The 14,659-nt window shown below is 39.2% G+C and carries 13 protein-coding genes, 1 tRNA gene and 1 CRISPR repeat array; of the genes, 1 reads left to right on the forward strand and 13 read right to left on the reverse strand.

All coding sequences use genetic code 11. From position 1 onward, the window contains the following. Window positions 1–3: 3 nt before the first annotated feature. A complete protein-coding gene (gene rpiA, locus HMPREF9389_RS02515; RefSeq protein ID WP_002930597.1) occupies window positions 4–681 on the reverse strand; it encodes a ribose-5-phosphate isomerase RpiA in 678 nt (225 codons plus the stop codon). A 177-nt stretch (window positions 682–858) separates the two neighbouring features. On the opposite strand from rpiA, the gene mnmE reads away from it, so the two are divergent. After that, a complete protein-coding gene (gene mnmE / locus HMPREF9389_RS02510; protein ID WP_002930598.1) occupies window positions 859–2,232 on the forward strand; it encodes a tRNA uridine-5-carboxymethylaminomethyl(34) synthesis GTPase MnmE in 1,374 nt (457 codons plus the stop codon). Window positions 2,233–2,394: 162 nt separating this feature from the next. Beyond that, window positions 2,395–4,337: direct repeats of the CRISPR family, unit length 32 nt; unit sequence ATTTCAATCCACGCTCCCGCGAAGGGAGCGAC. A 146-nt stretch (window positions 4,338–4,483) separates the two neighbouring features. Here mnmE and cas2 read toward each other — a convergent pair. The 12 genes from cas2 to HMPREF9389_RS02450 all read right to left on the reverse strand — a co-directional run bounded on the left by cas2 (window position 4,484) and on the right by HMPREF9389_RS02450 (window position 14,476). Then, window positions 4,484–4,777, reverse strand: a complete 294-nt coding sequence (gene cas2, locus HMPREF9389_RS02505; RefSeq protein ID WP_002930608.1) for a CRISPR-associated endonuclease Cas2 — start codon at window positions 4,775–4,777, stop codon at window positions 4,484–4,486. Window positions 4,778–4,787: 10 nt separating this feature from the next. Continuing rightward, on the reverse strand, window positions 4,788–5,813 hold the full coding sequence (gene cas1c, locus HMPREF9389_RS02500) for a type I-C CRISPR-associated endonuclease Cas1c (RefSeq protein WP_002930610.1): 1,026 nt from the start codon (window positions 5,811–5,813) through the stop codon (window positions 4,788–4,790). Beyond that, complete coding sequence (gene cas4 / locus HMPREF9389_RS02495) at window positions 5,810–6,481, reverse strand: CRISPR-associated protein Cas4 (RefSeq protein ID WP_002930612.1); 672 nt, start codon at window positions 6,479–6,481, stop codon at window positions 5,810–5,812. The genes cas1c and cas4 overlap by 4 nt, the downstream gene beginning before the upstream one ends. 1 nt (window position 6,482) lies before the next feature. Further along, a complete protein-coding gene (gene cas7c, locus HMPREF9389_RS02490) occupies window positions 6,483–7,331 on the reverse strand; it encodes a type I-C CRISPR-associated protein Cas7/Csd2 (RefSeq protein WP_002930616.1) in 849 nt (282 codons plus the stop codon). A 3-nt stretch (window positions 7,332–7,334) separates the two neighbouring features. Continuing rightward, on the reverse strand, window positions 7,335–9,221 hold the full coding sequence (gene cas8c, locus HMPREF9389_RS02485) for a type I-C CRISPR-associated protein Cas8c/Csd1 (RefSeq protein WP_002930618.1): 1,887 nt from the start codon (window positions 9,219–9,221) through the stop codon (window positions 7,335–7,337). Then, on the reverse strand, window positions 9,221–9,949 hold the full coding sequence (gene cas5c, locus HMPREF9389_RS02480; RefSeq protein WP_002930620.1) for a type I-C CRISPR-associated protein Cas5c: 729 nt from the start codon (window positions 9,947–9,949) through the stop codon (window positions 9,221–9,223). The genes cas8c and cas5c overlap by 1 nt, the downstream gene beginning before the upstream one ends. Window positions 9,950–10,194: 245 nt before the next feature. Continuing rightward, entirely contained in the window at window positions 10,195–12,594 is a 2,400-nt protein-coding gene (locus HMPREF9389_RS02475) for a CRISPR-associated helicase/endonuclease Cas3 (protein ID WP_002930623.1), read from the reverse strand. A 343-nt stretch (window positions 12,595–12,937) separates the two neighbouring features. Beyond that, window positions 12,938–13,009: transfer RNA gene (locus HMPREF9389_RS02470), tRNA-Arg, on the reverse strand. Between the two features lie 40 nt (window positions 13,010–13,049). Further along, window positions 13,050–13,397 (reverse strand): 50S ribosomal protein L19, encoded by a 348-nt coding sequence (gene rplS, locus HMPREF9389_RS02465; RefSeq protein ID WP_009660455.1) that lies wholly within the window; start codon window positions 13,395–13,397, stop codon window positions 13,050–13,052. Between the two features lie 118 nt (window positions 13,398–13,515). Beyond that, window positions 13,516–13,842 (reverse strand): fluoride efflux transporter CrcB, encoded by a 327-nt coding sequence (crcB, locus tag HMPREF9389_RS02460; RefSeq protein ID WP_002930625.1) that lies wholly within the window; start codon window positions 13,840–13,842, stop codon window positions 13,516–13,518. Further along, window positions 13,839–14,213 (reverse strand): fluoride efflux transporter CrcB, encoded by a 375-nt coding sequence (gene crcB / locus HMPREF9389_RS02455; protein ID WP_002930627.1) that lies wholly within the window; start codon window positions 14,211–14,213, stop codon window positions 13,839–13,841. Before crcB (HMPREF9389_RS02455) ends, crcB (HMPREF9389_RS02460) begins: the two co-directional genes overlap by 4 nt. Then, window positions 14,213–14,476: a chorismate mutase gene (locus tag HMPREF9389_RS02450; RefSeq protein ID WP_002930629.1), complete on the reverse strand. Its 264-nt coding sequence runs from the start codon at window positions 14,474–14,476 to the stop codon at window positions 14,213–14,215. Before HMPREF9389_RS02450 ends, crcB (HMPREF9389_RS02455) begins: the two co-directional genes overlap by 1 nt. Window positions 14,477–14,659: the final 183 nt, after the last annotated feature.

The following is a 14,659-nucleotide window of genomic DNA, read 5'->3' on the forward strand; positions in this document are numbered from 1 at the left end:
TTTCTATTTATTGGCCTCTAAAACTTGAAGACCCGATTTTCCAGCAACAATGACCTTGTCTACCATTTGATTAAACAGTCCATGCTCCACTACGCCCACTACATGATCAAGTTCTTGTGCAAACTCAACTGGATTTTCAATCACACCTAAATCTAAGTCAATAATGAAATTCTGCATGTCCGTGACAAAACGTTGGTCAACTTTCTCACGAAAGGCTGGCTTATATCCAGCACGCTCAAAGCGACGAAAGAGCTGTTCAGCACCGTACTGAACAACTTCTACTGGTAGCTTGAAGGCACCTAGCTTCTCTACCATCTTGCTCTCATCGACCACCCAGATATAGTGCTTAGTAGGAACCGCCACGACTTTCTCCATGAGAAGTGCGCCGCCACCGCCCTTGATGCCGTTAAAGGCTGAATCTACCTCATCAGCACCGTCAACTGTCACATCAACAAAGTCAACTTCATCAATGGATTTGAGCGGAATACCTAATTCTTCCGCCTGTTTGCTAGTGACACTGGAAGTCGTAACAGCTGTAATCTGCAATCCTTCTTCCTTGATACGCCGACCAATCTCTTCGACAAAATAATAAGCAGTCGAACCCGTCCCGAGACCAACAATCATCCCGCTTTGGACAAATTCAGCAGCCTTGATTCCTGCCAGTTTCTTTAGATTTTCCATAGCACCTCCTCAAATCACACTACTTTCATTATATCATGATTCTTCCTGTTATGAAAGTGTTTTCTTTACCATGCCTAAATTTTATTCCTTCCGCTTGATAATCGAAAGCCTTGCTCCTCCTTGATTTTTGCGTTACAATTAAGGTAATTGATTTTAAAACACAAGGAAAAATACAGTATGATTACCAGAGAATTTGATACAATCGCTGCGATTTCTACGCCTCTCGGCGAAGGGGCTATCGGCATTGTCAGACTAAGCGGGACTGACAGCTTTGCTATTGCCCAAAAAATCTTCAAAGGGAAAAATCTGAGTGAAGTAGAAAGCCACACGCTCAACTACGGCCATATCGTTGACCCTCAAAATCAGGAAATTCTGGACGAGGTCATGCTTGGTGCCATGCGCTCTCCCAAGACCTTCACGCGCGAGGATATCATTGAGATAAATACCCATGGTGGGATTGCGGTCACGAATGAAATCCTGCAGCTAGCTATCCGAGAGGGCGCTAGAATGGCTGAGCCTGGTGAGTTTACCAAGCGGGCCTTTCTCAATGGGCGCGTAGATTTGACTCAGGCTGAGGCTGTCATGGACATCATACGCGCCAAGACCGATAAAGCCATGAACAATGCTGTCAAGCAGCTGGATGGCTCCCTCTCCAACCTTATCAACAATACCCGTCAGGAAATTCTCAACACACTGGCTCAAGTCGAGGTCAACATCGACTATCCTGAATACGACGACGTGGAAGAGATGACGACCCAGCTGATGCGAGAAAAAACAGCTGAGTTCGAGACTCTGCTGAGCAATCTCCTCAATACTGCACGACGAGGTAAGATTTTACGTGAAGGCATTTCCACTGCTATCATCGGACGACCTAACGTTGGCAAATCAAGCCTCCTCAACAATCTCCTGCGAGAGGATAAGGCCATTGTGACTGATATTGAGGGGACAACTCGTGATGTGATCGAGGAGTATGTCAATATCAAGGGTGTACCGCTCAAGCTCATCGATACCGCAGGGATTCGAGAAACCGATGACCTTGTGGAGCAGATTGGAGTTGAGCGCTCTAAAAAAGCCCTGCAGGAAGCTGACTTGGTTCTCTTGGTTCTCAATGCCAGCGAGCAACTGACAGACCAAGACCGCCAGTTGCTGGAAATCAGCCAAGACAGCAACCGCATCGTCCTGCTTAACAAGACTGACCTTGAAGAAAAGATTGAGCTGGACCAGCTGCCAACTGATGTCATCAAGATTTCCGTCCTCCACAATCAAAATATCGATAAAATTGAAGAACGCATCAATCATCTCATCTTTGAAAATGCTGGTATTGTCGAGCAAGACGCTACCTACTTATCCAACGCCCGTCACATTTCCTTGATTGAAAAAGCTCTGGAAAGTCTGCAAGCCGTCAACCAAGGCTTGGAAATGGGTATGCCGGTAGATCTACTCCAAGTCGATATGACTCGCACCTGGGAAATCCTTGGCGAAATCACCGGTGACGCCGCACCAGACGAACTCATCACCCAACTCTTCAGCCAATTCTGCTTAGGTAAATAGAGAAACAGGAGACCTAAAATTTAGGTCTCTTTTCGAATGCAGTACATTCGATTATTTTTAATAGCATTTCGTACATTATTCGTTCTCCACTTTGCTCTCCTCTAGAAAGCTAAATATAGGGAGCGACCGGCGAGCTTTAACGACAGAGCGGTTTCAGTTGATATTTCAATCCACGCTCCCGCGAAGAGAGCGACGTTGCCAAAAGAACTTTTTTCAAATCCTGAATTTATTTCAATCCACGCTCCCGCGAAGGGAGCGACTTAAAGGTTTTATAATTAAGTTAGAAATTCGCAATTTCAATCCACGCTCCCGCGAAGGGAGCGACTTTAGATAGAATTGGCTATCCCATTCAATATATGATTTCAATCCACGCTCCCGCGAAGGGAGCGACTGAAATTCTTTGGGGCAACGGCATTGATAGAAAAATTTCAATCCACGCTCCCGCGAAGGGAGCGACCCGTTCTTGTCTGTTGCTTGGGCTGTTCTGTTTAATTTCAATCCACGCTCCCGCGAAGGGAGCGACTTTTGACGATGAGTACGTTTATGTGGCTACTTCATTTCAATCCACGCTCCCGCGAAGGGAGCGACTTTACTAAAAGAGTACATGCTTTTGGAAGATATTATTTCAATCCACGCTCCCGCGAAGGGAGCGACTTTAGTAGTCATTCCTTTCTTTTGTTGCAAATTGATTTCAATCCACGCTCCCGCGAAGGGAGCGACATCAGTAGCGCTATTGCTGTATGGGAAGGCTTCAAATTTCAATCCACGCTCCCGCGAAGGGAGCGACGAGTTTTATATTAGGACAATTTACTTTAACTTCCATTTCAATCCACGCTCCCGCGAAGGGAGCGACATCGTTTCGTTATCAATGTCTATAAGGCGCACTCTATTTCAATCCACGCTCCCGCGAAGGGAGCGACTTCACCCCTACCAATCCTCCGAGTCCGATATACTATTTCAATCCACGCTCCCGCGAAGGGAGCGACGTTCCAGGAGCTATATCTTACTCCGGGAACAGAGATTTCAATCCACGCTCCCGCGAAGGGAGCGACTAAGACGTTTCCAGATTCAGTTCCTCTGGAATGTTATTTCAATCCACGCTCCCGCGAAGGGAGCGACATGGAAATAGATATGATAATCATTTTATAAGATATATTTCAATCCACGCTCCCGCGAAGGGAGCGACGGGTAAAAACAAATACTAGTATATCTGTTATTGGATTTCAATCCACGCTCCCGCGAAGGGAGCGACGTCAGGAATGATGGTATTCTGTCTCTTCCTGTTATTTCAATCCACGCTCCCGCGAAGGGAGCGACCTCGTACCAAACAGACACAGCCTTTGAGTAATAATTTCAATCCACGCTCCCGCGAAGGGAGCGACAGAACTATGCAGGCCGACAGTATGTGACACTTGATTTCAATCCACGCTCCCGCGAAGGGAGCGACACAATGTATCAGCTTTTATTTCAGATACAACGCAATTTCAATCCACGCTCCCGCGAAGGGAGCGACGTCAGGTGCGGTAGGCAAAAGGTAACCTACAAAATATTTCAATCCACGCTCCCGCGAAGGGAGCGACCGAATTACGCAGGCGAACAGTTAAAACAACTGTATATTTCAATCCACGCTCCCGCGAAGGGAGCGACTGAACACAGAGTACAATTTCCTAGCTGCTAACGATTTCAATCCACGCTCCCGCGAAGGGAGCGACAGAAAGTCAGTCAATTAATAGCCAACCAATCTTATTTCAATCCACGCTCCCGCGAAGGGAGCGACAATCCGCCCAAAAAGTTTATAAAAAAATATAAAAATTTCAATCCACGCTCCCGCGAAGGGAGCGACCTATGTTTCCTCATAGAACTCTCTATTTCTCCAAATTTCAATCCACGCTCCCGCGAAGGGAGCGACTTAAACCTAAGATTACATTATCTATTTCTGTTAATTTCAATCCACGCTCCCGCGAAGGGAGCGACATAACCAATGGTTAAAGCCGTAAAGAATAGACTTATTTCAATCCACGCTCCCGCGAAGGGAGCGACTGAGCGTTTGCGTGGATATAAACAAGGATTTTAATTTCAATCCACGCTCCCGCGAAGGGAGCGACAGCGCGTAGTTGCACTGTTTTAGGCAAAAATTATCTTTCAAGGAAAGAAAACTCTTCCCGACTTTTGAATTTTCACCTTGTTTTTATTTATTTTTCGCGCGAAAGCCCTACTTTTTTATGAGCAACCACTATTCGCACTAAGCAATTTAAAGGAGTAATACACCTATATCAGGATCATAACTTGTATCACGTCCAATCGTTTCTAGACGATTTTGCCAGTTTTTTCCTAGCAAATAAAAACGAATACTGTCAGACTCAGTGTCAATAATACTCAAAAGCTTAGCCTTTATTTCTACAAATTCTGCAGGAGTTACTGAGCATTCAAAGACTGAATTCTGAACACGTTGACCGTAATCAACACATAATTTTGCCACATGACGCAATCTTTTCCTGCCTTGCGCAGTTTCAGTATTCACATCATATGTTACTAATACCATCATAAACTGCCTCCTATATTAAAAACGGCGGATAGGATTCCAATTCTCCACGGATTGTCTTGGCCAATAACTGTGCTTGGACATAGGGCAGTAACATCAATTTCACCTTTTCTTTAGTAAAAGGATGTTCTACTTCCTGATGTTTCCGCTTTTGCCAGGCTTCAATAAAGATTGTACGCCCTTTTTCAGTTAATATGATACTTCCATTTTCTTTAAAGTCAAAATGCTTTTTGTTTAACTGAGCTTTATTTATCAAAGAAAATACAAATCTATCAACTATATAAGCACGAAATTCTTCGACTAAATCCAATGCTAAGCTAGCGCGACCTGGCCTATCTGTATGAAAGAAGCCAACATAACTATCCAGCCCTACTGCTTCCAAAGCAGATTGGCACTCATATGTTAACAAACTATAGCCAAATGATAACAGAGCATTAACGCAATCTAACGGAGGCCGCCTGGTCCTCCCGTTAAACTGAAAAGTCTCCTTATCAGTTAATACTAAATCATTAAAAATACGAAAATATTGGTTTGCTGCCTGACCTTCAATTCCTAAAAGAGAATCCTTGTCTTCAGTTGCTTGAACCTGTTCCAAGGCCCAAGTCAATTCCGTATTCACCTCTTCAAAGAGATGGCTATCGATCCGATCCCGATGGTCACGCTTGAAACGTAATAAATATTTCCTAGAATTTGAAATCTTAGCAAGAATAAAGTGTTTTGCATATTCTAGAGATTGTTCTTCATCCGCCAAACGATAATGCTGTCTCCTCAGCAAAACATTCCCATTTGTTTGCCCAACAAATCGACCGCAAAAGCGCCCTTGTGGTGTATGGAAGGACAAATTTATCTGATTTTTGGCACATAGTTCAATCAAAGAAGGAGACGCCCCCAAATAAGAAAAACAAACAATGCCATCAATTATCCGATATGGAAAACGACTGACAACCTTACCTTCTTGCTTGATAACGATATTGTCTCTTTCACGCGTTAAATAAAAATTATCTTGAGTCAAATATAGAGTATTAAGTAGCTTTTTCATAAGCTATCCTCACTTTTTAGTGCTTGGAAAATATAATTGTCAACATTGCGTGCCTTTTTGCTCAGACGCGGCATGCAAATATCAACTAAGGAGCATAACTGACATTTTTTAAAATATTCAGCTTTCGGAATAAGCTTTTTATCATAATATTGATGCATTCGGCAAGCCAGCTCAGCTACTTCTTTTCGTAAATCAGAAGTGATTTCTATTCGCTTCTTTTGATTTACACTATGATAGTAAAGATAACCATACTCGATTTCGCATCCAAGAGTTTCTTCAAGACAAATCGTTTGAGCAACCAACTGAACAATATCACGAGTATCCCTTTTTGGTTTTCCACGCTTATATTCAATAATAACAGGGAGCCATTTGCCACGTTTCCCTTTTAACGAAACTCCTTTTTCATCCTTATGGAATTCAACTACATCCAATATTCCATAGAGACCAAGCTCTCTTGACGAGACATGCATAGCTCGCGAGGTAATGACATCCTTTCGTTTTTCCTTGATATATGGATTGTCTGCTTTTTGATGTAAAATCTGCCCATGAGCTGTCGCTTCGTTTTCAACCCACTGCTGCTCAATATGAATCAAACTCCATTGGCGCTTGCAGAATTGGAAATGCTGAATTCCAGATAACATCAAATAGTCACTTTCAACATAAACCATATTACAGTCCTTCTAAGATATCAACTTTCAATCCTTTAGTTTCATATTCTGCCAATTTCTCTTGATTAAGATGGATAGCATAGTCTTCATAACTATCCTTATCCTGTTTTTCTTTGTCAAATTCAAACAAATCAAAAACACGAGCACTGGAAACATTTCCCAACTTATTAGAATGTGTAAACCAGAAGACTTCCCTTACTCGCATAGAACCTTCAGGACGAGCGGATGACGCATCGTTTTCAAACAGACTGATAAGTGCTTTCTTAATTACCTCAGCATCTTCATCAGAAAATCCTGTTTTTTCAGCAAAATTCGGATTAATCGAACCTTTGATGAGATAGATACCATAATCAACAAAATGCTTAGTTCCCATGGTGTCTGACGAACGACCACTTTCATTTTTTGCTTCCATACCGTTGGTACTTCTAGTAATCTGTAGACTGGAAATCACAATTGGTTCCAAGGATTTAGCCATATTCAGAGAAACTGGACCACGAACACCGATTGACTTTTTTAAATAGGTAAATACTTGACCGAAAGAACGCACATCCAGCCATAATTGATTAGCTTTTTCTTCAATTTCTGCATCTGAATCTTTTGAAGTGAATTGATTAGAAAAACGTTTTTCAAGCGAACGAAACTCGTCCTCAATGCGATCACCTGCCTGTACAAAAGTAGGACAACCAAAATCTTGCATACGATTTCTAATTTTACGTTTAATGGCCACATCTGAAATCAATCCATGACCCTTAGCATCTGTTCTTGGCATATTACCAGATAAAGGATCGCCATTTGCATTTGCCTCACGTACCTCAATCGTCACCATAAAATCAATTTTGTGTTCCAACATATCTTATCCCTCGTTTTCTTTAGTTTGTTTAGTGTAGTAAAATTGTTTTTCAGCATAGTAGCCAAAGATAAATTTATAATCTAAAGGTTGTGTAAACTCTTTATTAGCATATAATGGGGTCAAAAGTTGAATAATTTCTTTTCTTTCTTTCTCCAATTTATGCCAAATACCAGTTCTATTCAATTTCAAAACTTGCTCATAGGGCTTAATTTTATTTTCTAAATGATTCATCATCTTGGCTGGTTGGCCAGTATAAGCATTCCAGTAACGCTCAGCATTCGTGATGCGTTCTTGGCTGCTGCCATCTAGAGCATAGCGCTGCGCCTCGAACAGCTCATAAATTGCAAGTAAGCGTCCAAATAGGTAAGAACGATCTGTTTCTTGATGGTCTAACATTGGTGTGAACTCCCTCCCATATTGTTTGTGTAAAATTGCTAAACTAACTTGTTGTACTTGATACCAGTTCTTAGAATACTTCTGTCTTTGTTTAATGTTATCTTCTAATTTTTTAACAATAGTATTTGGTATTGTTCTTCCATCAATCAAAGCTGTTACTAATTGCTGATATTGTTCGCTCTTAAAACTGTCATTGTCTAATTCCAAATAACGTTCTCTGTCAACACCGTAGGCAACATTAATAATATCATTAAAAGTAGGCGTCCTTAATTTATAATTCCCAGATTTAGTTTTTGCCTCCCAAGAATAGTTTTCCTGCCAAGTTTCCATATTTTTCAATAACTGGGAAACTTGAACCTGACGGAAATATTTTAAAGCGATACGACCATTGCTTGTTTTATTTAGTATTGCAACATAGTAGGTTGCATCATTGCCAAACAATTTTCGCCCCTTAAAAAACGAAGATCCTATTTTCTTGTTTTCTTCGTTCGGTTTAATGAAAACAAGACTATCTTTTTCATCTTCATCATCTTCAAATAAATCATTAAAGGCTGGCTTAACAATATCTAATTGGCTCTCATTCGCTAAATCATCACTAAACCAATTGATGAGATATTGTGACGATTCCAGCCAAGTACTACTATTCTTATTTTCCAGAAGATACTTAATCATTAAATGAATTTTTTCTGAAGTTTCATAGCCAACACTAAAAACATCTTCCCGCTCTTTAAAGCGGCCTTTGTAGGCCTCTCCTTTATTACTAACTGAAATAATTTTAGCATTCCCCATCAATCCTCGATGTTTATTAGTAATTTGCTCCATTCGTCCACTGATATTACATGTTCCCAAATTATCTTGATTAGCTGTTATAAACGAAATAAACGATTGATGCAATGCCTCGTAGCTAGTTACTGATTCATCTTTAAAGCCATGAAATTGTACAATTGAAAACTCTAAGAAATAAGCTGATAAATCAACAGTCTTGTTTTTTCCATCAGAGTCAGAATAGGTGATTTTCAATCCCTCCCTTTGGTAATGCTCGCCATATAAAGAGTAAAGAATATTACTTAGAAAATCTGTTTGGAGAATAAACTGCTGAATTTTCATCAAAAAATCCTTGACTTCACCTTCCTCACAATAAGTAATCCAACTAGCTAATTGTTTATGAAAATCATCATATTGTGATTGACTCAACTCTGGTACATAATAAGAAAACTTATCTACAAGCGGATGTGGAGCTGGATTGCTTCCAGATCTTGCTACAGAATTTGAGGTCACAGGAAATATGATTGTTTGATTCTCAGCATCCATGATTTCTGCTTTATAAAGACTCCCATCCTGTTCTAATTTAACTGAAATAATATTTTTACCATTTGACTTCAAGCTAGTATGATAAAGTGGAAGCAAAACAGGATTGTCCCCATTTTGTTGATCAACTAAGCCAATTTCTTCTGCTTTTTCATAAGCTTTTAAGAGAGAAGTAAAAAAATCCATTAGCCTTCTCCTTTCTCCATAGCATCGTATTCCTTAAGTTCATCATCAACGGACTTAACTTGGCCAGGTGTCTTAAAGGTATAACTAGACAAAGTATTTACAATTTCACACTCAGGCTGAGGCTTAAACTTAATCACCCCATTATCCATAACTATTTTTGTGAAATAAGATTTTAATGGTGTCGTTTCGTCTTTGGGATAAGCAAAAGAATGGAACATGATGCCTAAATCAATAATAACGCCATCGTAGTAAGAAGGGATGTTCTCATACTCTTCTTGACTAATCTCTTCGACTAAGCCAAAGCATTCCGTCGTACCAAGGAAAATATGTCGCCGACCACCTTTCCGAATAGAACGTTCCATAATAGCCTCATGCTTTTTAGGTAGCCTATCTTGCATCAAATCTTCACGATTCTCATTCCAAATGAAATGGAATTTTACTAAGTACTCTACATCACTCAAATAGGACACGTAGCTTAAATCTGCACTATAATCATGTAGCAAAGCACGAACGCCGTGTAGCTCTGTCTGAATTTGATTGATGACTTTAACTTCAGTAACAACATTTGTGATAGTCGGCTTGTGATAAATACTATCAACTATGCCTTGCAGAGCTTGTCTAGTAGGAACTGAGTACGATGATCTCTCGCTTCCACCTTTAGTTGCAGGATTCGTAAAAAGTGCTCGATCTCCACGCACTCTCGCATAGAAATTTCTTGATCTGTACAAGGTTAAAACCTCCTTCTGTGATTCTATAAACCTATCTTAGCACTTGAAACTTCAAAAGTCAATTATTTTCTTTCTATATTTAGTGTTTATAATATAGCTGTTGATTATATGAGTCAATTTTGATATAATCTAGCCATCATAGTGCTATCTATGTGGATTGAAATTATATTTAGTGCTTATTTATACTGAATTACAGGTCAACGAAGTCCTCTACTGACTCTCGTTGGCCTGTTTTCTTTTAATTTTTACATCAGGAAACTTCCTGACTCTAAGGTGATCCCCTTTTTATCATTATAATAACCATCTGACAATATCTGAATTTGCCCATTCAAATACGGTTTTGTCGCTTCAAGCACTTGATCGTGCTTACGAACGTTTACCGTAAAGGGCTGCAATTCCTTTAAAAGGGCTTTTATTGTTTGATAGTCTTCAACAGATGGGTAATCATATTCACACAATTCTTCTAAAACCAACAACTTCTCAATAGCGTCTCCATACGGAACCAACACCCCTATTGTGTCATTGTTTATTAAATTCATCTTCAAACCAGCAGTTTTAAAGGCTTGTTTTAACTTTCCTTTAAAATTATTTCTGTCTTGATATGAATTTATACTTAAATAATCGTAAACTGATTCACCATGCGATAAAGGATAATCCATTGAACCTTGATTATTAGCATAATAATATTCAAAAAAATCCCGATTTAAAAGTGACATTTCAATAGGCGATGAGATCTTATGGATAATATGCTCTGTGGCGTCTTTCTTAGCTTTTATTTCTTTCAAGCGTGATAGATTTTCCTCTTCAGCGGTAAGATTGACTAAGGTAACTTGACCTTTATCACGTTTACCTTCACGATTGCATCGTCCACTAGCTTGCACAATTGAATCAACTCCTGCATAAGATCTGATGACGCGATTAAAATCAATGTCAACTCCAGCTTCAATTAGTTGCGTACTAATACAAATAATAGGTATTCTCTTTTTTAGATGCTGTTTAATTTCTGATATAATATCTAATCTGTGCTGAGCACACATATTAGTCGAAAGTTGATAAATAGGTCTATCAGTCAATCCTTCAAGCATCATATAGAATTTATCAACTGTCTTCTTGGTGTTAAAAATCGCAAGAATAGACTCGTCATTTTCCAGTACAAAATCTACTAAATCTGACAGGTTCGAATGTTGATTATTTTCATCAAATTTTCTAAGTTCTGTTCTAGAAAAGACTTCTTTTTCGTCATGAGTTAACTCGACTATATCAGTAGCTTCACCATTTTTTCCACCATAAGAAAGTTTATGTTTAATTGCAGTAGAATCATAAGCAGGTTGTGTAGCTGTACATAAGATGATAGTCGTGTTCATAACTTTATTTAAGAAATTCATGGTTAAATTAAATAAAGTTGTCACCTCAATAGGCAACGATTGTACTTCATCTAAAATCAAAACACTATTAGCTAAACTGGAAAAACGACGGATATTTGCTGATTTAGTTTTAAATAAAGTTTGAAAAAATTGAACCATTGACGTAAGAACAGTCTGACTATCCCAACTTTCAATTAGATAGTCAGACATTGCAGCTTCTTTTTCATCATTATCGGCAGTCTGTTTAACAACATTAGAATGGTGCTCTAGGACACCTACCTCGCCAATTACTTTTCTAATTTCAGAAGCATTCTGTTCCAGGACAGATAAAAATGGTGTGATATAGAAACATCTTGATTTATTTTGATCAAGTAACTGATGAAAGGCATATCTCATACTAAGATTCGTTTTTCCAGCGCCAGTTGGCAGATCCAAACGATATATTCCCGTTGAATCTTTTTCACCCCTACTCTTAACTCGCTCACCAATTTGTGAGCGAATTTCATTAAGACTTGTAGTCGGATGACTAAAGCTACGATATTTTCGCTCAATAGCTTCAAGATAAGACTCGTTTAGTTTTTGTTTTTCTTCATCTTTTAAAGGTTCAATGAGTAAGCCATAAGCATTGATAGTATCTAAAATATCTGCATTCTTCAAAAAAGCTAAATACATCCGAATAAAACAACTACTATAATATTCTTTCTCGCTTTCATCAGACCAATTAAGTTTACACCAAGCTTGCTGGTAATTTGCAAAAGATTTCTCAATTAAATCGTTTAAATCTTTGTAACCGAAAGTACTTAGTTCATCTTCTAATTCCTGAGCAAAGACTAGAATATCTTCTTGATAAGAATCATTCTTCATGCATTCTATCATTCTATGCCTTAATTTATTGAATGCAAATTGCTCAGCTTGAACTCCTTCATCTTCTAGAAGAATGTCATACATACCGTGGTGAGCTGAAATAACATAGGCACTGATTTCTTGAAAAAGCACCCTGTCTGCTAAAGGAATACTTGATTGTTTTAAACAAGTTTGTATTTTCTGAAAGAGATAGCTAGCTCCAGCAGATGAATGATCAACATGTTTGTTAGGATGCTTTTCTAACTTATCTTGAAAAGCTATACTCGCCTTGCCTAAATCATGAAACAATCCTAATAAAAACAAAATGTCTCCTTGCTCAATAACTTGTGCACTTTCCCTTGCTTGAACAGCAACGTTAAAAGAATGTTTTTCTAGAGATTGTTTATTCCCTCTGTTATCTTTATGTGCTAATATCATAATTTACCTTATCTACCCCAAAGAAGAGATTATTATATTAAATCTATTTTATAACTAAATCCAAAAAAACTCAACTAAAAATGCAACGCTTTTTTAATTATTTACTATGGAGTATTAGGCAGTAGAAGAGTAGGAATAGTTATTTCTATCTTAAGATTTAAAATACTACACTAAATAATCCCTATCGTGAGACTTTCGATAGGGACTATTCTTTCTTTATTTAATATTCTAAATACTCCGTCCAAAACTGACGTTAACGACTCAGTCAGGATCAAGAGAAAATGACAACCCATCTCTTTTCCTCCTGAGAGTATTGAAAAAAGCCTTAGACAGGCTTTTAGAATGTCCCCTGCCGGAATCGAACCAGCAACTACTCCTTAGGAGGGAGTTGTTATATCCATTGAACTAAGGGGACTTAGAGAAAAACTCTGCCCAACGACAGAGTCTTTCTAAGATTAACGGCGAATTTCTTTGATACGCGCTGCCTTACCTTGCAATGCACGAAGGTAGTACAATTTAGCACGACGGACTTTACCGTAACGAACGACTTCAATCTTGTCAACACGTGGAGTGTGGATTGGGAAAGTACGTTCAACACCGATACCGTTAGAAATCTTACGAACGGTGTAAGTTTCTGAGATACCAGCACCTTTACGAGCGATAACCACACCTTCAAAAATCTGGATACGTTCGCGAGTTCCTTCGACAACTTTCGCGTGAACACGAACAGTGTCACCAGGACGGAATGCAGGGATGTCAGTACGAAGTTGACCTTCAGTCAAGCTTTGGATTAATGGATTCATTTTTTCTACTCCTATCTTACTAATCTTAAGGTTCAAGACCGCAGCGGATTAGCCGTTTTTTGTGCTTCCATTAGGCACAAACTATATTATATCAAAATTTCTAAAAATGTAAAGATGTTTAAATGAAAATTCCCAAAAGAATCGCTAAAAATCCGAGGATATAGGTCAAAGCCAAATAGAGAACAAATTTCTTTCTCTCAGAAAAGAGCTCTGCCAACTCAGCATTCAAAGTGGAAAAGGTTGTCAGTCCACCACAGAAGCCTGTTGCCAAAATCACATAAAACTGCTTGTCTTCTATATGATTATAAAAATAACCAATTAGAAAAGCACCTAGAATGTTTGCCAATAAAGTCCCAATCGGCAGATATGCTCTGCTATTGACCTTGGAGAAAACATAACGCACAAGAGAACCAGCGCCGCAGCAGATTAGTATCGCCCACATCATGGCTTCACCTGCTTTCCAGCCCATAGGGCGATTGCAAGGCCGCCACCTACACTTAAAACTAGATAGATAAGAAGCTCCATATAGCGCCCTGAATCTGCTAGTTTGATACTGTCTAGCAGAAGACCAGAAAAAGTCGTCAAACCTCCGCAAAAACCAGTCGAAAGCCCTAGAATTAGGCGCTGAGACTTAACTTTACTGCTAAGATAGCCCTTGATGATATAGACCAGCAAAAAAGTTCCCAAATAATTGACCAGTAAGGTACCTAGCGGAAATGAATCATCAAAAACTGATATGAGTGCTACTTGATAACGTATCCAACCGCCTGCCATCGCAGATAAAGCCACAGCTATCGAGTTCTGTACTTCTTTCATTAGAGCTTTTTATTCTGAAATTCACGCGAACGTTTTAAAATGTCAGAAAAGGTCGCAACAACAGTTTCCTTATAGTCTTTGTTTTCAACCTTATCCGCCACTCTGGCAAAAATCACATCTTCTCTCTTGCTATCCAAGACAGCTGTGCCTGTTAATTTCTTTAAAGCCACGACTTGGCCAACCAGATTCATGCGTTGCTCCAACAGGGCAACGATTGCATCATCAACTTGATCAATTTCCTGTCTGATTTCTTCTAATGTCATCTACTTCCTCCTTGTATCCCATCTATCATAACAAAAAATAGTAAAATTTTCTAGTTTAATTCTAAATAAAAAGCTCCAAGTCCCGTGATTAAAAGAAAACTCGCAAAGGCGAGTCCCTATCTACAGATTAAAAAGGTTCCCCAAACCTTATTAAAGAGCACTTGCTTAACCGAGTGCTTATCC

This window comes from Streptococcus sanguinis SK355, from assembly GCF_000212855.1.
Lineage (GTDB): Bacteria > Bacillota > Bacilli > Lactobacillales > Streptococcaceae > Streptococcus > Streptococcus sanguinis_A.